The organism is Actinomadura formosensis NBRC 14204 (assembly GCF_001552155.1).
Lineage (GTDB): Bacteria > Actinomycetota > Actinomycetes > Streptosporangiales > Streptosporangiaceae > Spirillospora > Spirillospora formosensis.
Genome location: NZ_BCQQ01000028.1, coordinates 19,405 through 36,591, shown reverse-complemented (window position 1 = coordinate 36,591; position 17,187 = coordinate 19,405). Strand labels below are relative to the sequence as shown.

The window sequence follows — 17,187 nt, the reverse complement described above, 5'->3', positions numbered from 1 at the left end:
CCGGTCACCGGTCCTGCCGGGGGGTTTGGGGGATCGTCCCCCCAGAAAGGTAGATCCGTATGGAGATCGACTGGCCTGCCCTGCGCGACGCCGCGCGGGAGGCGATGACGCGGGCGTACTGCCCGTACTCCGGTTTCCCGGTCGGTGCCGCCGCGCTGGTGGACGACGGCCGGATCATCACCGGATGCAACGTCGAGAACGCCTCGTACGGGGTCGGCCTGTGCGCGGAGTGCGCCATCGTGTCGGCGCTGCACGGCCCCGGCAAGTCGGAGCGGCCGCGGCTGGTCGCGATGGCGGTCGTCGACCGGCACGGGAACCCGCTGATGCCGTGCGGGCGCTGCCGCCAGCTCCTGTGGGAGCACGGCGGCGCCCCGATGCTGCTGGAGACCGTCCGCGGCATCCTTCCCATGTCGGAGGTCCTGCCGGACGCGTTCGGCCCCGACGACCTGATCGAGAGGGCGTGACCCGTGGACGCGATCGATGTCATCCGCGCCAAGCGGGACGGCGGGGCGCTGACCCCGGAGCAGATCGACTGGGCGGTCGACGCCTACACGCGCGGCGCCATCGCCGAGGAGCAGATGGCGGCGCTGGCGATGGCGATCCTGCTGAACGGCATGACCCGCCCGGAGGTGGCCCGCTGGACGGAGGCGATGATCCGCTCCGGTGAGCGGATGGACTGGTCGTCCCTCGACCGTCCGACCACCGACAAGCACTCGACGGGCGGCGTCGGCGACAAGATCACCCTGCCGCTGGCGCCGCTGGTGGCGGCGTGCGGGGCGGCCGTCCCGCAGCTGTCGGGCCGCGGCCTCGGCCACACCGGCGGGACGCTCGACAAGCTGGAGTCGATTCCGGGCTGGCGGGCGTCGCTGTCGAACGCGGAGATGCTGGACGTGCTGCGCTCGGCGGGCGCGGTGATCTGCGCGGCGGGCGGCGGCCTGGCCCCCGCCGACCGCAAGCTGTACGCGCTGCGCGACGTGACCGGCACCGTGGAGTCGATCCCGCTGATCGCGTCCTCGATCATGTCGAAGAAGATCGCCGAGGGCACGGGCGCGCTGGTGCTGGACGTCAAGGTCGGCTCGGGCGCGTTCATGAAGACGGTGGACAGCGCCCGCGAGCTGGCCGAGACGATGGTCGCGATCGGCACCGACCACGGCCTGCGCACGGTCGCCCTGCTGACCGCCATGGACCGTCCGCTGGGCAACGCGGTGGGCAACGCCGTCGAGGTGGCCGAATCGGTCGGGGTGCTCGCCGGGGGAGGCCCCCGCGACGTGGTGGAGCTGACCCTAACCCTGGCCCGCGAGATGCTCGCCGCCGCCGGGATCGCGGGCAAGGACCCGGCCGACGCGCTGAAGGACGGCTCCGCCATGGACGTCTGGCGCCGCATGATCACCGCCCAGGGCGGCGACCCCGACGCGCCCCTGCCGTCCGCCCGCGAGACCCACACGATCACGGCCCCGTCCTCCGGCGTCCTGACCAGCCTGGACGCCTACGGCGTCGGCGTCGCCGCCTGGCGCCTCGGCGCCGGCCGCGCCCGCAAGGAGGACCCGGTGTCGTTCGGCGCGGGCGTGACCTGCCATGCCAAGCCGGGCGACACCGTCCACCGGGGGCAACCCCTCCTCACCCTGCACGCCGACGAGGAGGCCCGTTTCGCCCGCGCCCTGGAATCGCTGGAGGGCGCCTACGAGATCACCGAGAACGGAACCCCGTCCCTCCACCCACTGGTCATCGACCGCATCGCCTGACCAGGGTCGTTCAAGAAGCGCCGGCCGAGCCCGGACGGCTCGGTGAGGAAGACCTCATAATTCTCGACAGCCGGGCGGTCCGAAGACTGGTGCCTCTGGCCGTGGGACAGGCGCGGGACGTCGCGGATCATCGGTGTCGTGACTACCGACGCGTCCCCCGCCATCCCGAACCGCCGCACGTTCCTCTCCCTCTCCACGGCGGCCGCCGCCATGGCGACCGCCGGCGTCGCGCTGACCGCCTCGCCCGCCGCCGCGGCCGAGCCCGGCTGGCCGGACGGCCCCGGCAGGCCCATCGCGGACCAGCCGCCGGACGCCGAGTTGCGCGCGCTGCTGCGCGAGATCGATGAGGACCGCATCGAGGCGAACGTCCGCAGGCTGGTGAGCTTCGGCACCCGGCACACCCTGTCCGCCCAGGACGACCCGGACCGCGGCATCGGCGCGGCCCGCGACTGGATCCTCGCGGAGATGACGCGGTACGCCGCCGCGTCCGGCGGGCGGATGACCGCCGAGTTGCAGTCCTACATCCAGGAGCCCGCGTCCCGTATCCCCGCCCCGACCCGGATCACCAACGTCGTCGCGACGCTGCGCGGGTCGGCCGCCCCCGACCGCGTCTACGTGGTGTCGGGCCACTACGACTCGCGGGTCACCGATGTCATGAACGCCACGGCGGACGCGCCCGGCGCCGACGATGACGCGTCCGGTGTGGCGGTCGTCATGGAACTCGCCCGGGTCATGGCGAAACGGCGGCCCGAGGCGACGATCGTGTTCACCGCCGTGGCCGGCGAGGAGCAGGGCCTGTACGGCTCCAGGTATCAGGCGAAGCAGTACAGGTCCGCCGGTGCGGACGTGCAGGCGATGTTCACCAACGACATCGTGGGCAGCAGCACCGCCGACGACGGCACGCGCGACCCCCGCTCCGTGCGGTTGTTCGCCGAGGGCGTGCCCACCGCCGAGACTCCGGACGAGGCGAGCACGCGGCGCGCGGTCGGCGGCGAGAACGACTCTCCCGCCCGGCAGCTCGCCCGGTTCGTCTCTTCCGTCGCCGACAACCGGGCGACCGGCATGCACGTCCGGGTGATCTACCGCCGGGACCGCTACCTTCGCGGCGGCGACCACATCGGCTACCTGGAGCAGAGATATCCCGCCGCCCGCTTCACCGAGCCCAACGAGAACTTCGACCACCAGCACCGGGACGTCCGCGTGGAAGGCGGAAAGCAGTTCGGCGACCTCCCCGAGTTCTGCGACTTCCCCTACATCGCCCGCGTCGCCAAGGTGAACGCCGCCGCCCTCTGGTCGCTCGCGCGGGCCCCGGGGACACCCAAGAACGTCCGCGTCCTCACCCGCCGGCTCACCAACGACACTGACCTGGCCTGGGACCGCGGCCCCGAACCCGACCTCGCCGGATACGAGATCGTGTGGCGGGAGACGAGCAGCCCGGACTGGACCCACGTCATCCCCGTCGGAGACGTCACCGGAGTTCGCATCGACCTGTCCAAGGACAACGCCTTCTTCGGCGTCCGCGCCGTCGACAGGGACGGGCATCGCAGCCCGGTCGCATTCCCTGTACCGGGCTGAGCACACCAGAGATCGCCCGCTGACGTAACCCCGAGGCAGGCTTCGCGGCGGGGCCGAGCCGGCTCAGTGAGGACCGTGCAGGACGGCGAACGGGGCGCGGTTCTCGGTGCCGTCCGGTGTCCGCCAGGGGGCGGTGACATGGCCCTGGGCGTCATCGGCCGTGTGCGGTCGCAGTACGCGTGACACGCCGATGGTCAGGGTGCCGCGCGGTTCGGCCGTCACCACGATGTCGGTGCGGTCCCGCCCGTGCTCGACGGCCGTCACGGCGGCCGGCGTCCCGAAAGGGGCGCCGGTGAAATGCGGCACGACGGACGGGTCGGGGGTGTTGCTCACGCTTTGGTGCTGCGGCTCGGCGCGCCCTTGGAGGAGGGCGAGGAGCTGGGCCACGAGCACCGGGTCGTGGGTGCCGTCGTACACCCATCGCCGTCCCAGGACCCCGTGCTCGGACGTGCCGACGAGCGCCCGCTCGGCGCCGTCCAGCGGCGCGCCGCGGTAACTGAGCGGCACGTGGTAGGAGACCGGGCGGTCACCGGAGGTGTCCGTGACGACCATGAACTCCATGCCGACCTCGCCGTCCGGGTCTTCGAGCCGGAAACCGCCCGCCTTGGCCAGTTCCGGCTCGCGCCCCGTACCGGCGTACCACGGCTGCGCGGGGAGCCACGAGGTGAGCAGCTCCAGCTTGCCGGGCGCCATGGACGTGTTGTAGATGACCGCCATACGGCTTTTCTACAGGATTACCTGGGTTAGGAACGTCGGTGGTGGTGAGGTTCTCCCCGAAAACGCTCCCCTCAGGTGCGACAGGTTTTCGGGGGCGAGGGCGGGGTGTGTCGAGTGTGATGGCTATCACACCAACTTTTGGGGCCGAATTCTGATCATGTGTGGCGTCGGCGGTGCGGGGAAAAGGGCCGAACCAAACCGGAGTGCGCCTCATCGTATAAGAGCATAAGGGGGCACGGATCCGGAGCTGAAAGTCGAGTAAGCCGCCGTGTCGTAATGGAGGGGACATGCGACTCGGAAAGGCGTCCGTCTTCGGGCTCGTCATCGGCACCATGACGATCGGTCTCGCCGCGACGCCCGCGATGGCCGACCCCGGCGATGTGGTCGTGAAGCCGGGGCAGGCGCGTCCCGGTGAGCAGGTCACCGTCGTCGGCAAGAAGTGCGAGGTGGACGGCGAGACCGGGTCGCTGGCCTTCGTGGGCGGGGCGGTTCCGTTGAACGGCTCGGAGGAGGTCGAGGGCCGGGCGGGTCTCGCGACCATCAAGCAGGACACCTTCCCGGGCGACTACACGGTGCTGGTGCGGTGCGGTGCTCACAAATCGGTGGGCACGATCCACGTGCTGGAGGCGAAGACGCCTTCGAAGACCCAGCAGCCCACGCCGGGCGGTTCGGCGCAGCCCACGCCGATGGGCAGCGCGCGCCCGACCCCGAGCGGCGGGCCCAAGACCGGTGTCGGCGGCGGCGCCGGTGGCGCGGACACCGCCCTGCTGGCCGGTGGCGGCGTCCTGCTGCTGGGGGCGTTCGGTGCCGGCGCCGTGGCCGTCCGCCGGCGGAGCGACGCGGACGCCTGAGGCGCGGCATCGGTGGCCGTCTCCTTCCGGGGGCGGCCACCGGCCTTTTCCGCGACCCTTCAGGGAGCCGCGAACCAAATTTCAGACGAGCGCATCTCAATGGGCAGTGGTGAATTCTCGCCGAGTGGGTGGATGACAATGCTGGGAAAGGGCGGCCTGTGGGCGCTGGCGGTGGCACTGCTGGCCGCCGGCCTTTTCACGGTGGGGCTCGGGCTGCGCGGTCCGGGCGGCCCGCCGCAACCGCCCGCGTGGGCGGCGGACGCCCGGCCGGTCGCGCACGACGGGCCGGTGCTGCCCCGCTCCCTGCCCGTCCAGGTCGCCGTCCCGTCGATCGGGGTCCGGGCCCCGCTGATCCGCCTGGGGCTTGACGCCGGCGGCTCGGTCCGGGTCCCCTCGGCGGATCGTCCGGGCGAGGCCGGCTGGTACGACGGCGGCCCCACCCCGGGCGAGCGCGGCGCGGCCGTGATCCTCGGCCATGTCGACTCCGCGAAGGGCGCCGCGGTCTTCTACGACCTGGGGCGGCTGAGGCCCGGACATCGCATCGAGGTCGTCCGCGCGGACGGCAGGGTCGCGGTGTTCACCGTCGAATCCGTCGAACGGGTCGCCAAGGACCGCTTCCCCACCCGGCGCGTCTACGGTCCGCTGGACCACGCCGGGCTCCGGCTGGTGACCTGCGGTGGTTCGTTCGACCGGGCGAAGCGCAGCTACCGCGACAACATCATCGTCTACGCCGCCCTGACCGCCGTCCGGTAGTAGCTTGGCCCTCGGTCAACGCGAGGGGGCGGGGTGGGCGGACGGTCACTGGGGCGCGGGTTCCGGTGGCTGTGGACCTCCTACGCGATCAGCGCGGCCGGCACATGGCTCGCCCTCGACGCCTTCCCGATGATCGCGATACTCGTCCTGGACGTGGGGCCGGCCCAGGTGTCGCTGCTGGCCTCGGTGGGGCTGGCGGTGGGCGCGGTGGCCGCGGTGCCGCTCGGGCCGTGGGTGGAGTTCCGCCGCAAACGGCCCGTCATGATCGCGATGGATCTGCTCCGGTTCGCGGCGCTGCTGAGCGTGCCCGCCGCGTTCGCCCTCGGATGGCTCACGTTCGGCCACCTCCTGGTCGTGTCGGTCATCGTGGCGGCCGCCGGCATCGCGTTCCGGGCGGCGAGCGGAGCGTGCCTGAAAGCGCTCGTGCCGCGCGCGGACCTCCTCGTCGCCAACGGGCGGTTCGAGTCCACCACCTGGACGACCACCCTGCTCGGCCCGCCGCTCGGCGGCGCCGCGATCGGGCTGCTCGGCCCGGTGGCGACCGTGGTGGCCGACGCGGTCAGCCACCTGCTGTCGGCGGGGGCGGTCCGCGCGATCGGCGGGACGGAGCAGCCCCCCGCCCGCGCGGGCGCGAAGAGGTTCCGGGCCGGTGACCTGCTCGAAGGCTGGCGCTACATCCTGACGCACCCGGTGCTGCGCCCGCTGTTCCTCCACACGGTCATGGTCAGGGGGCTGATCCTGGCCACGTCGCCGCTCCTCGTCGTCCTCATGCTCGGCGACCTCGGGTTCGCGCCCTGGCAGTACGGCCTCGCGCTGGGCGTCCCCTGCGTCGGAGGTCTCATCGGCTCGCGGCTGGCCCACCGGCTCGCCGCGCGGTCCGGGCGCCGGAAGGTCATGCTCACCGCCGGGACGCTCCGCGCGTGCTGGCCCCTCGGCCTGGCCTTCGTCGGCCCCGGTGCCATGGGGCTCGCGCTCGTCATCGCCGTCCAGTTCGGGTTGATTCTCTGCATAGGCGTGTTCAACCCGATCTACGCCACCTACCGGCTCGACCAGACCCCGAACGACCGGGTCGCCCGCACCCTGTCCGCGTGGTCGGTGACCGACAACGCCGCCGTCGCGGCCCTGACCGCCCTGTGGGGCGTGCTCGCCGGACTCACCGGCCCCCGCGCCGCGATCGCGATCGCGGGCGTCCTCATGCTGGCGACCCCGCTGCTCCTCCCCTGGAAGGATCATGCGCCGCGGCCCGAGCCGGAGCTCGCAGGCGCTCCGGCCTCGTCCGGCACGCCTTGACGCAGGTTCGGCGCCGGTGCGAGCGTGGGAGGTGATGGCGAAAGGGGGGACCATCATGACCGAGATCAAGAGCATCGAGAAGCCGGACGACCGGAGGGACTTCCCCAACGGGCACCTGGAAGTCGTCAACCTCACCGGCCTCGTCTTCGGGAAGGCGACGTTCGAGCCCGGCTGGCGCTGGACGGAGTCCGTGAAGGACATCGCGGGCACAGACCTGTGCGAAGTCCACCACAACGGCTACGTCGTCCAGGGACGGATGCGGATGCGGACGCGGGACGGCGCCGAGAGCGAGGTCGGCCCCGGGGACGTGTTCGTGCTGGCGCCCGGCCATGACGCCTGGGTCGTCGGCGACGAGGCCTGCGTCATGTTCGACTTCGCCGGCGGCATGGGCGAATACGCCAAGGCCACCGGCTGACCGGATCCATCCCGGCGGGGACACCGGACGTGCCCCCGCCGGACCACACCCCTTCCGTCACGCGCGTGCTCGCGGGCACCGAGGTGTTGGTGAGAGTTGACGACGTGGGGCGGGACGGCGCCGGGTAACGTCAAGGGATGAACAAGCGGCCGACTCTTGAGGACATCCGGCGTGCGCCGAAGGTGCTGCTGCACGACCACCTGGACGGCGGGGTCCGGCCCGCGACCATCATCGAGCTGGCGCGGGACATCGGCTACGAGGGGCTGCCCGCCACCGATCCGGAGAAGCTGCGGACGTGGTTCGAGGAGGCCGCCAACTCGGGGTCGCTGGAGCGCTACCTGGAGACGTTCTCCCACACCGTCGGGGTGATGCAGACCATCGACGCGCTCACCCGGGTCGCGTACGAGTGCGCGGAGGACCTCGCGAACGACGGCGTCGTGTACGCGGAGGTCCGGTACGCGCCCGAGCAGCATCTCGGCATGGGCCTGACGCTGGAGCAGGTCGTCGAGGCCGTCCTGGACGGTTTCGCGCGCGGCCACCGGGACTTCGGCATCCGGGTCGGGACGCTGGTCACGGCGATGCGGCACCAGGCGCGCAGCATGGAGATCGCGGAGCTGGCCGTCCGGTACCGGGACCTCGGCGTCGTCGGGTTCGACATCGCGGGCGCCGAGGCGGGGTATCCGCCGACCCGGCACCTGGACGCGTTCGAGTACCTCCAGCGGGAGAACGCGCACTTCACGATCCACGCGGGCGAGGGGTTCGGGCTGCCGTCGATCTGGCAGGCGATCCAGTGGTGCGGCGCCGACCGGCTCGGGCACGGCGTCCGGATCATCGACGACATCGAGGTGGACGGTGACGACGCGCGCCTCGGACGGCTGGCGAACTATGTCCGGGACAAGCGGATTCCGCTGGAGATGTGCCCCACGTCCAACATCCAGACGGGCGCGGCGAAGTCGATCGCGGAGCACCCGATCGGCCTGCTGCGCCGCCTCAGCTTCCGCGTCACGGTCAACACCGACAACCGGCTGATGAGCGGGACGTCGGTGTCCGAGGAGTTCGCGAAGCTCGTCGAGGCGTTCGGCTACGGCTGGGACGACCTGCAGTGGTTCACGGTGAACGCGATGAAGTCGGCGTTCGCGCCGTTCAACGAGCGGCTCGAGTTCATCAACGGCGTCATCAAGCCGGGCTTCGCGCAGCTCAAGTGGAGCGGTGCCAGGCCGCTGGCATGATCGAGCCATGACCATTCGTTCCACCCTCGGGCGCGTCGTCGCGTACGCGTGGCTGGTGTTCGCCGGGCTGAACATCATCGACCTGTTCACCGGCATCACCGGTGACCCCGACTATTCGCTGATGACGATCTCGATCACGTTCGTACTGCTGCTCGGCTGCGGGATCGCGTACACGATCGGCCTGCGCCCGGCGATCGTCGGGGACGAGGAGGCGCTCACGATCCGCAACCCGCTGCGGGACGTCCGGGTGCCGTGGGCCGCGATCCACAAGATCGAGGGCACGAACGCGGTCACCGTGCGGTTCACCGGCCCGGACGGAACGGACCTGGAGACCCGCGCCTGGGTGCACCAGACCTCACCGCGCGCCCAGGCCAAGGCGGAGGCGCGCGCCGAGCGGCAGGCCCGCAAGTCCGAGGCCCCGGCCCTCGACCTGCGAGGCCGCACCCCCACGGGCTTCGCGGCCCGGCAGCTCAACGAGATGCGCGACCGCCACCGTCCGGAACCGGGCTCGGGCGCCCCCGGCAAAGCCGCCGCGGTCAAGACGGACGCCCCCGCCAGGGGAACCGTCCAATGGTCCCTCCCCGCGGTGGCCTCCCTGGTCGTCCCCCTGGTCGCGCTGGTCGTGCTCCTGATCATCTCCATGCTCGACTGACCGCCCACCCCCCGCTAGGTGAGGGCGGCGGATAGGGCGGTGCGGAGGGCTTCTAGTTCGGTGGTGGCGCGCGCGCGGACTTCGGTGATGTCCCCGTCAACGGGGAGGACGACCTCCAGGTAGCACTTGAGCTTTGGTTCCGTCCCTGACGGGCGGATGACCACGCGTGCGCCTCCGGCCAGGCGGAAGCGGAGGCCGTTGGTGGGCGGGAGGCCGCCCGCGCCCTGGGACAGGTCGTCGAACGACTCGACGGAGCGTCCGGCCAGTTCCCGCGGGGGAGCGGCGCGCAGGCGGGTCATCGCGGCGGTGATCAGGGAGAGGTCGTCCACTCTCATCGAGAGCTGGGACGTGGCGTGGAGGCCGTACGCGCGGGCCTGATCGTCCAGCAGGTCCAGGAGCGTGCGGCCGGCTCGTTTCGCGCCGGCGGCCAGCGCGGCGATCGCGAGGGCGGCGCCGATGCCGTCCTTGTCGTTGACGAGCACGCCCCGGTCGTCGCCGACGCTGTAGCCGAGCGCCTCCTCGTAGCCGAAGACGAGGCGGTCGGCCGGGCCGCCCGCCTTCATGATCCACTTGAAGCCGGTGAGCGACTCGGCGAAGCGGACCCGGTGCGCCGCCGCGATCGGGCGCAGCAGGGACGACGACACGATCGTGGTGACGACCAGGCGGTCATCGCCGGTGGTGTGCCGCAGCACGTGCTCGGCCAGCAGCCCGCCGACCTCGTCCCCGGTCAGCGTCCGCCAGCCGGACGGGGACGGGACGGCGACGGCGCAGCGGTCCGCGTCCGGGTCGTTGGCGATCACCAGGTCGGCGCCGCGGGCCTCGGCCAGCGCCAGGGCCAGATCGAGCGCGCCCGGTTCCTCCGGGTTCGGGAACGCGACGGTCGGGAAGTCGGGGTCGGGCTCGGCCTGCTCGGGGACGACCAGGGGAGCGGGGAAACCGGCCCGTTCGAAGGCGGCGAGGAGCACGTCCCGGCCGACGCCGTGCATCGGCGTGTAGACGATCGAGACGTCGCGGTCGCCGCCGAGCCGGAGGGACGACACCGCGTCCAGATAGCGGCCGGTGCCGGTGTGGACGGGCCAGCCGGAGCCGAGGGGGAGTTCGTCCACGCGGCCGACGGCGTCGATGGCCGCGGAGATCTCCGCGTCCCGCGGTGGGACGATCTGCGCCCCGTCCGCCCAGTACACCTTGTAGCCGTTGTCGCGGGGCGGGTTGTGGCTGGCCGTCACCATGACGCCGGCCACGACGTCGTCGAACGTCCGGGTGAAATGGGCCAGGACGGGCGTTGGAACGGGATCGGCGAACACCTCGGGACGCAGGCCCGCCCCGCTGAGCACGGCCGCCGTGTCGTCGGCGAACCGGCGCGAGCCGTGCCGCGCGTCGAAGCCGATGATCACCCGGCCGCCGGCGGGCAGGCGGGCGGCCAGGCCCGCGGCGGCGCGCATGACCGTCACCCGGTTCATCCGGTTCGGGCCGGCGCCCAGTTCGCCGCGCAGGCCCGCCGTGCCGAACTCCAGCCGGGAGCCGAAACGGGCGGAAAGGGCATCGTCGTCGTCCAGGATCGCCCGGAGTTCGGCGCGGGTGGCGGGGTCCGGGTCCTGCGCCAGCCACTCCTCGGCCCGTGCTCGCAGGTCGCTCACAGCTTGGCCAGGACGGTGGCGAGCAGCGTGCCCATGCGGCCGGCGGACGCGCGGCCCGCCGCGAGGACCTCCTCGTGGTCGAGGGGCTCGTCCGACAGGCCGGCGGCGATGTTGGTGACGAGGGAGATGCCGAGGACCTCGGCGCCGCCGCGGCGCGCCTCGATCGTCTCCAGCACGGTCGACATGCCGATCATGTCGGCGCCCAGCGTGCGCAGCATCCGGATCTCGGCGGGCGTCTCGTAGGTCGGGCCGCGGAACGCCGCGTACACGCCCTCCGAGAGCGTCGGGTCGACCTCCTTGGCGAGGTCCCGCAGCCGTTCCGAGTACGCCTCGGTCAGGTCGAGGAACGTCGCGCCGGTGAGCGGGTTCGCGCCCGACAGGTTCAGGTGGTCGCTGATCAGGACGGGGTCGCCGACCCGCTGGTGCTCGGGCCGCAGCCCGCCCGCCGCGTTGGTCAGCACGACGGTCTGCACCCCGGCGGCGAGCGCCGTCCGGACGGGGTGGACCACGGCGTCGACGCCGCGCCCCTCGTACAGGTGCGTCCGGCCGAGGAACACGAGGGCGCGGTGCCCGGCGACCTCGACGACCCGGATCCGCCCCGCGTGGCCCTCCACGGCGGGAGGCGCGAAGCCGGGCAGTTCGGTCACCGTCACCTCGGTGACGGGCTCGCCGAGCTTGTCGGCCGCCGGAACCCAGCCCGAGCCCATCACGAGGGCGACGTCGAAGGAGTCGATGGACGTGCGGTCGCGCAGCGCGTCCGCGGCGGCCCGCGCCAGTGCAAAAGCGTCGTTGCTCACGACGCCGACACTACCGGCGCGAACCGGTCAGTCGCCGAGCGACGTGCAGGGGCGTGTCCGCAGGTCCTTGACGTAGTCGTCGGGGGCGCCGGCCTTCTCCGCCGCGTCCGCGAGGATGCCGAGGTAGCGCGCGGACGGCAGCCCGCCCTCGTAGTCGTCCAGGACGTAGATCCAGCACAGGACGTCGCCGTCCAGCGTCTGCACCCGCACCCTGATCTTGCGGTAGACGCCGAGCGCGGCCCCCTCCCACGCGTCGAGTTCCTTCTCGTCCCAGGCCGGCACGTCGTACATGACGACGAAGACCTGCTCGGAGTCGTCTTCGACGACCGTTGCGAGGGCCCCCTCCCAGCCCTTGTCCTGCCCGCCGAAGGTCAGCCGCCAGCCGGCCAGCCAGCCGGTGTCGCGCATCGGGGAATGCGGAGCCCGGCTCGCCATCTGCTCGGGATCCATGTTGGAGGCGTACGCCGCGTACAGTGCCACGTTGGCCAAGGCTACGCCACACCTGTCTCGGGGTGTGGGGGTTGTCCCCCACGGGTGGTTCGCCACGCTTGTCTCGGGGGTGTGGGGTCGTCCCCCACAGGTGGTTCGCCACGCCTGTCTCGGGGTTTGGGGACGCCCCAGGTGACACGCCCCGTGCTCTGTCCATGGCGGGGGCGGGACCTTTCACTACCCGGAGTAGGAAACAATGGAGATGTGACCCGCATCGTGATCATCGGAGGAGGCCCGGGCGGTTACGAGGCCGCGCTCGTCGCGGCCCAGCTCGGCGCGGACGTGACCGTCATCGAACGGGACGGTCCGGGCGGCGCCTGTGTGCTCACCGACTGCGTGCCCTCCAAGACGCTCATCGCCACCTCGACCCGTATTTCCGTCATGTCGGAGTCGGCGGGCCTCGGCCTGCGGTTCAACGGCGGCCCGGACGGGATCGTCGGCGCCCTTGAGGCCGACATGCCGACCGTCAACAAGCGGGTGAAGGACCTCGCGCGGGCCCAGTCGTTCGACGTCGCCGAACGGCTCGCCTACGAGGAGGTGAAGATCGTCCGCGGTGAGGGGCGGCTGGTGGAGCCGCACGTCGTCGCGGTCGGCGACCGGCGCATCCGGGCCGACATCGTGCTCGTCTCGACGGGCGCGACGCCGCGTGTGCTGCCGGGCTCCGAGCCGGACGGCGAGCGCATCCTGAGCTGGCGCCAGCTGTACGACCTGCCGGAGCTGCCCGAGGAGCTGATCGTGGTCGGCTCCGGTGTGACGGGCGCCGAGCTGGCGGGGGCCTATCTGGCGCTCGGGTCGAGGGTGACGCTGGTGTCCTCGCGCGACCGGATCCTCCCGACGGAGGACGCCGATGCCGCGGCCGTCCTGCAGGAGGTGTTCCTGCGGCGCGGGATGAACGTCATGTCGCGGTCCCGTGCGGCGGGGGTGGAGCGTTCGGGCAACGGTGTGATCGTCACCCTGGAGGACGGGACGAAGCTTGAGGGCACGCACTGCCTGATGACCGTCGGGATGGTGCCCAACACCAAGGGGATCGGCCTGGAGGAGGCCGGCGTGCGGCTCGACGCGCGCGGTTTCGTGGAGGTCGACAAGGTGTCGCGGACGTCCGTCCCGCACATCTACGCGTCCGGTGACTGCACGGGCGTGCTCATGCTCGCGTCCGTCGCCGGCATGCAGGGACGCATCGCGATGTGGCACGCGCTGGGGGAGGCCGTGCAGCCGCTCAAGCTCGGCTGGGTCTCCTCCAACATCTTCACCGATCCCGAGGTCGCGTCGGTCGGTGTGACGCAGCACATGGTCGACTCCGGGGAGGTCAACGCCCGGACGGTCATGCTGCCGCTGTTCACCAACGCGCGCGCCAAGATGCAGGGCTTCGAGGACGGTTTCGTGAAGCTGTTCTGCCGGCCGTCCACGGGGATCGTGCTCGGCGGCGTCATCGTGGCGCCGCGGGCGAGCGAGCTGATCCTGGGCGTGTCGCTGGCCGTCCAGCAGCACCTCACGGTCGACCAGGTGGCGCACACGTTCGCGGTCTACCCGTCGCTGTCGGGCAGCATCACCGAGGCGTCCCGGCGGCTGATGTCCGAGCACGCCTACTAGGCGACGCGCCCGTCCACACCGGGAACGACCCCCATATCGGCATCACGCATTATGTATCCGCGCAGGTGGGGAAGGGTCCGCGTCGTGCCCCGCGCCTAGGATGAAGGCGAGACCGGAGGTGATCGGGTGCACACGCGCGAGTCCGCCACCCGGATACTGCTGGCCGACGACCACGCGCTGGTGCGCCGGGGGCTGCGCCTGATCCTGGACGCCGAACCCGACCTGACCGTGGTCGCGGAGGCGGCCGACGGCGCGGAGGCGATCGACGCGCTCGCCGCCGGCGGCGTCGACCTGGCGATCCTCGACATCGCGATGCCGCGCATGACGGGGCTGCAGGCCGCCCGCGAGATCTCCCGGCGCTTCCCCACGGTTCGGACGCTGATCCTGTCGATGTACGACAACGAGCAGTACCTGTTCGAGGCGCTGAAGGCGGGGGCGTCCGGCTACGTGCTGAAGTCCGTCGCCGACCGGGACCTGCTGAACGCGGTCCGCGCCGCGATGCGCGGCGAGCCGTTCCTGTACCCGGCGGCGGTGACCGCGCTGATCCGCGAGTATCTCGCCCGGGAACGGGACGGGCACGGCCAGGGCGGCATCCTCACCCCGCGCGAGGAGGAGATCATCAAGTTGATCGCGGAGGGGTACTCGTCCAAGCAGATCGCGGAGACGCTCACGATCAGCGTGAAGACCGTCGACCGGCACCGCGCGAACATCCTCGGCAAGCTCGGCATGCGGGACCGGCTGGAGCTGACGAAGTACGCCATCCGGGTGGGGCTCGTCGAGCCCTAGCCCGCCGCGCGCCGCGAAGCCGCCGGCGGGATCTTCAGCTCGACCTCGGTTCCGCCGCCGCCGGCGGGCCCGATCGTCAGCTGCGCCCCGATGAGCATCGCGCGTTCCCGCATGCCGTGGACGCCGGAGCCGGCCGTGTCCTTGGAGAGCGGACGTCCCCCCGTGCCCCCCGCCGCGCCCGCGGCCGTGATCTCCGCGGGCGGGCCGGAACCGTCGTCCACGACCCGCAGGACGACGCATCCGTCCTCGTCCTGCGTCAGCGACAGTTCGGCGCTGCGTGCGCCGGAGTGCCGCCACACGTTGGTGAGGCTCTCCTGCGCGATCCGGTAGATGACCAGCTCGGTGTCCGGGCCGAGGCCCGCCAGCCCGCTCTGGACGCGGCGGGTCACGCGCGGCCCGCCCGTCCCGGAGAAGTCCGCCGCGAGGGCGTTGAGCGCGCTGGTCAGGCCCAGGTCGTCCAGGACGCCGGGGCGCAGCCGCCGGGCGACGCGGCGCACCTCGTCCAGGCTGGACCGGACGACCTCCTGGACGCCCCGCAGCTCCTCCGCCACCTCCCGCGGTGCCCGGTCCACCACCGACTTCAGCTCCAGCAGCACCACGGTCAGGGACTGCCCGATCTCGTCGTGGAGTTCCTGGGCGATGCGGCGCCGCTCGGCCTCCTGCGCGTCCAGCACCACCGCGGTGCTGATGCTGCGGTCGGCCTCCAGGCGGTCCAGCATCGCGTTGAACTGGTCGACGAGCTGGAACAGGTCGCCGTTGCCGGTGGCGGAGAGCCGGTCGCGGGAGCGCAGCGAGTCCAGCCGCGCCATCAGCGCGGTGAGCCGCTCCAGCGGCGACAGGCTGGCGCGCAGCAGCACCGCGTTCGCCGCCATCATCACGACCAGCCCGATCACCAGGACCGCGAGCTCCCGCAGCAGGATCGGGGAGGAGATGGTGACGGGCGCCACGGCCAGCAGGACCGTCCCGATCGCGAAGATCAGCCCGTTGATGCCGAGGATGCGCCAGTACAGTGCCGAGGCGGGAGTCCTGCTCATGGCACCACGTCACCGCATGAGGCCGTCCCTTGTCCATGCGGGGTGCCTGGACGCCGGCCTGCACGGTGCGCACCCCCGGCCATGGGCACCGGACCCGATGGCACCGCCGCGGGCCGGGGCCGCGCCGCCCGCCGCCGCCCGCGGCACCGGCGTCCGCGCCGCTCAGAAGCCGCCGAAGTCGCCGCCGCCGCCGAAATCACCGCCGCCGAAGTCCCAGCCGCCGCCGACGTCTCCGTCACCTCCGCCGAAGCCGTCACCGCCGAACCCGTCGCCGCCCCAGCCGAGGCCGTGCCCCATCATCGAGCCGAGCATGGTGCCGACCATCAGGCCGCCGAGCATGTCGAACCCCCCGTAGCCGTAGTAGTAGCCGCCGGCGTAGGGCGCGTACGCGCGGCCGGCGTTCCAGTACGGCTGCCGGGCACCCTGGTACGGGACCATCCGGATGTCCGGCTCCGTCCCGTGCAGGACGGCCTCGGCGTCGGCCGCGCACGCGGGGACGGACCGGGCGCTGCCGCCGGGCGGTGCCCACACGACGTCCTGGACGGACGGCCCGTGCTGCGGGTTGAAGAAGCACGGTGCGCGCCGTTCGGGGATGGGCTCTCCGGCCAGCCGGGCGCGGGTCGCCATCATGTAGTAGCGGCCGTCCTCCAGCGCGGTCGTCACGGCCTGCATGTCCTGCGGACGGCCGGCGCGCTCCGTCGCCGTCTTGGCGCTGTCATAGGAGTCCATCGCGCGCTCGTAGTCGGCGCGGATGGCGGGGTCGAGGTCCCTGTCCATGACGTTGAGGTCCAGGCGGGCGATGTCCTCGCCGAGGAGGGTGACATCCTCCTGAACGCCTTGCTTGAGGTCGGCCATCTCCCTGGCCTCGCGCTCCTGGCGCCGCTTGCGCGCGGTAAGGAACACGCCCGTGCCCGCCGCCACGATCAGCACGAGCACGCCGATCACGACGTATCCGACGATCGCACCGGACTGGGCCTTGTCGTCGACCTTCTTCTCGGCGCGGTTCCCGAAGTCGATCAGCCGCTGCTTCAGCGGTGCGCCGTTGGTGCGGGTGATGATCTGGTTGATCTCGCTGCCGTCGAGCTTCTTGGAGACCGCGGCCATCCTGCTGCCGTCGGCGGTGACGGCGACGTACGTCTGCCCCTTGCCGACCCGGTCGGCGACGGCCGGGAGCAGTTGCCTGACCTGGCTTCCCGTGACGTTGTTGCTGACCACCACGGCCCGGATGTCGGCGTCGCCGTCTCCGCCGAGCGATGTCTTGATCTCGTTCTGGTCGGCCGGGGACAGCACGTTCCCGGCCTCGCTCGTCACGTACAGCCGCGAGTCGATGAGGCCCTTGGCGATCTGCCCCACCGTGTCGCGGGTCGCCGCGCCGGGCGCGACCGTGACGTGCGTCGATGCGGCCTGAATCGTGCCGGCCTGGACCGTGCCGGCCTGGGCGGGGGAGGGCTGTGCCGGGGCGGCATGCGCGGGGGCCGTGAGGGCGAACACTGGCACGGCGACGGCGCCGACGATCGCCCAGGCGGTGCCCCGGCGCGCCGCCCGGATGGCCCGGTTCTCGGTGCTCATGTTGCCAGTCTGCCCACGCGAACGGCCTGATGACTCGTTCCCGCGGCGGATTTACGGCCGT

17 protein-coding genes are annotated in these 17,187 nt (G+C 72.1%); 11 read left to right on the top strand and 6 right to left on the bottom strand.

The window, feature by feature from the left end:
* The first annotated feature begins 59 nt into the window (after positions 1-59).
* The 3 genes from AF1_RS10090 to AF1_RS10080 all read left to right on the top strand — a co-directional run bounded on the left by AF1_RS10090 (position 60) and on the right by AF1_RS10080 (position 3,317).
* Positions 60-464, top strand: a complete 405-nt coding sequence (locus tag AF1_RS10090) for a cytidine deaminase (RefSeq protein WP_067795617.1) — start codon at positions 60-62, stop codon at positions 462-464.
* 3 nt (positions 465-467) lie between these two features.
* Entirely contained in the window at positions 468-1,742 is a 1,275-nt protein-coding gene (locus tag AF1_RS10085) for a thymidine phosphorylase (RefSeq protein WP_067795614.1), read from the top strand.
* A 138-nt stretch (positions 1,743-1,880) separates the two neighbouring features.
* On the top strand, positions 1,881-3,317 hold the full coding sequence (locus AF1_RS10080; protein WP_207394052.1) for a M28 family metallopeptidase: 1,437 nt from the start codon (positions 1,881-1,883) through the stop codon (positions 3,315-3,317).
* A gap of 63 nt (positions 3,318-3,380) precedes the next feature.
* Here AF1_RS10080 and AF1_RS10075 read toward each other — a convergent pair whose 3' ends face one another.
* Positions 3,381-4,034: a maltokinase N-terminal cap-like domain-containing protein gene (locus AF1_RS10075; protein ID WP_067795611.1), complete on the bottom strand. Its 654-nt coding sequence runs from the start codon at positions 4,032-4,034 to the stop codon at positions 3,381-3,383.
* Positions 4,035-4,321: 287 nt separating this feature from the next.
* Here AF1_RS10075 and AF1_RS10070 point away from each other — a divergent pair, with 287 nt between their 5' ends.
* From AF1_RS10070 to AF1_RS10045, 6 genes are all read left to right on the top strand, one after another.
* A complete protein-coding gene (locus AF1_RS10070; RefSeq protein ID WP_067795608.1) occupies positions 4,322-4,885 on the top strand; it encodes a hypothetical protein in 564 nt (187 codons plus the stop codon).
* Between the two features lie 132 nt (positions 4,886-5,017).
* Positions 5,018-5,638 carry a class F sortase gene (locus AF1_RS10065; protein ID WP_131732647.1) on the top strand — a complete coding sequence of 207 codons (621 nt, stop codon included), beginning with the start codon at positions 5,018-5,020 and terminating at the stop codon, positions 5,636-5,638.
* Positions 5,639-5,671: 33 nt separating this feature from the next.
* Positions 5,672-6,928, top strand: a complete 1,257-nt coding sequence (locus tag AF1_RS10060) for an MFS transporter (RefSeq protein WP_067795602.1) — start codon at positions 5,672-5,674, stop codon at positions 6,926-6,928.
* A 55-nt stretch (positions 6,929-6,983) separates the two neighbouring features.
* The gene (locus AF1_RS10055) at positions 6,984-7,343 is read left to right on the top strand and encodes a cupin domain-containing protein (protein WP_174548837.1); all 360 of its coding nucleotides are present in this window, start codon (positions 6,984-6,986) and stop codon (positions 7,341-7,343) included.
* A gap of 137 nt (positions 7,344-7,480) precedes the next feature.
* Positions 7,481-8,572 (top strand): adenosine deaminase, encoded by a 1,092-nt coding sequence (locus tag AF1_RS10050; RefSeq protein ID WP_067795596.1) that lies wholly within the window; start codon positions 7,481-7,483, stop codon positions 8,570-8,572.
* Positions 8,573-8,579: 7 nt separating this feature from the next.
* Complete coding sequence (locus tag AF1_RS10045; protein ID WP_067795593.1) at positions 8,580-9,224, top strand: PH domain-containing protein; 645 nt, start codon at positions 8,580-8,582, stop codon at positions 9,222-9,224.
* Between the two features lie 14 nt (positions 9,225-9,238).
* On the opposite strand, the gene AF1_RS10040 is transcribed toward AF1_RS10045, so the two are convergent.
* Genes AF1_RS10040 through AF1_RS10030 form a run of 3 tightly spaced genes read right to left on the bottom strand, consistent with a single transcriptional unit; the run spans position 9,239 to position 12,138 of the window.
* Positions 9,239-10,861, bottom strand: coding sequence for a phospho-sugar mutase (locus AF1_RS10040; RefSeq protein WP_067795590.1), 1,623 nt, complete (start codon positions 10,859-10,861; stop codon positions 9,239-9,241).
* A complete protein-coding gene (locus AF1_RS10035; RefSeq protein WP_067795586.1) occupies positions 10,858-11,658 on the bottom strand; it encodes a purine-nucleoside phosphorylase in 801 nt (266 codons plus the stop codon). The genes AF1_RS10040 and AF1_RS10035 overlap by 4 nt, the downstream gene beginning before the upstream one ends.
* 27 nt (positions 11,659-11,685) lie before the next feature.
* A complete protein-coding gene (locus tag AF1_RS10030) occupies positions 11,686-12,138 on the bottom strand; it encodes a gamma-glutamylcyclotransferase (RefSeq protein ID WP_067795664.1) in 453 nt (150 codons plus the stop codon).
* Between the two features lie 213 nt (positions 12,139-12,351).
* Between AF1_RS10030 and AF1_RS10025 the strand changes: the two genes are divergently transcribed.
* Positions 12,352-13,737: an NAD(P)H-quinone dehydrogenase gene (locus AF1_RS10025; RefSeq protein WP_067795583.1), complete on the top strand. Its 1,386-nt coding sequence runs from the start codon at positions 12,352-12,354 to the stop codon at positions 13,735-13,737.
* 126 nt (positions 13,738-13,863) lie between these two features.
* On the top strand, positions 13,864-14,523 hold the full coding sequence (locus AF1_RS10020; protein WP_067795581.1) for a response regulator: 660 nt from the start codon (positions 13,864-13,866) through the stop codon (positions 14,521-14,523).
* Here AF1_RS10020 and AF1_RS10015 read toward each other — a convergent pair.
* Entirely contained in the window at positions 14,520-15,557 is a 1,038-nt protein-coding gene (locus AF1_RS10015) for a HAMP domain-containing sensor histidine kinase (RefSeq protein WP_067795576.1), read from the bottom strand. The two genes, AF1_RS10020 and AF1_RS10015, sit on opposite strands and share 4 nt — an antisense overlap.
* 162 nt (positions 15,558-15,719) lie before the next feature.
* Positions 15,720-17,126 carry a hypothetical protein gene (locus AF1_RS10010; protein WP_067795574.1) on the bottom strand — a complete coding sequence of 469 codons (1,407 nt, stop codon included), beginning with the start codon at positions 17,124-17,126 and terminating at the stop codon, positions 15,720-15,722.
* Between the last annotated feature and the right edge of the window lie 61 nt (positions 17,127-17,187).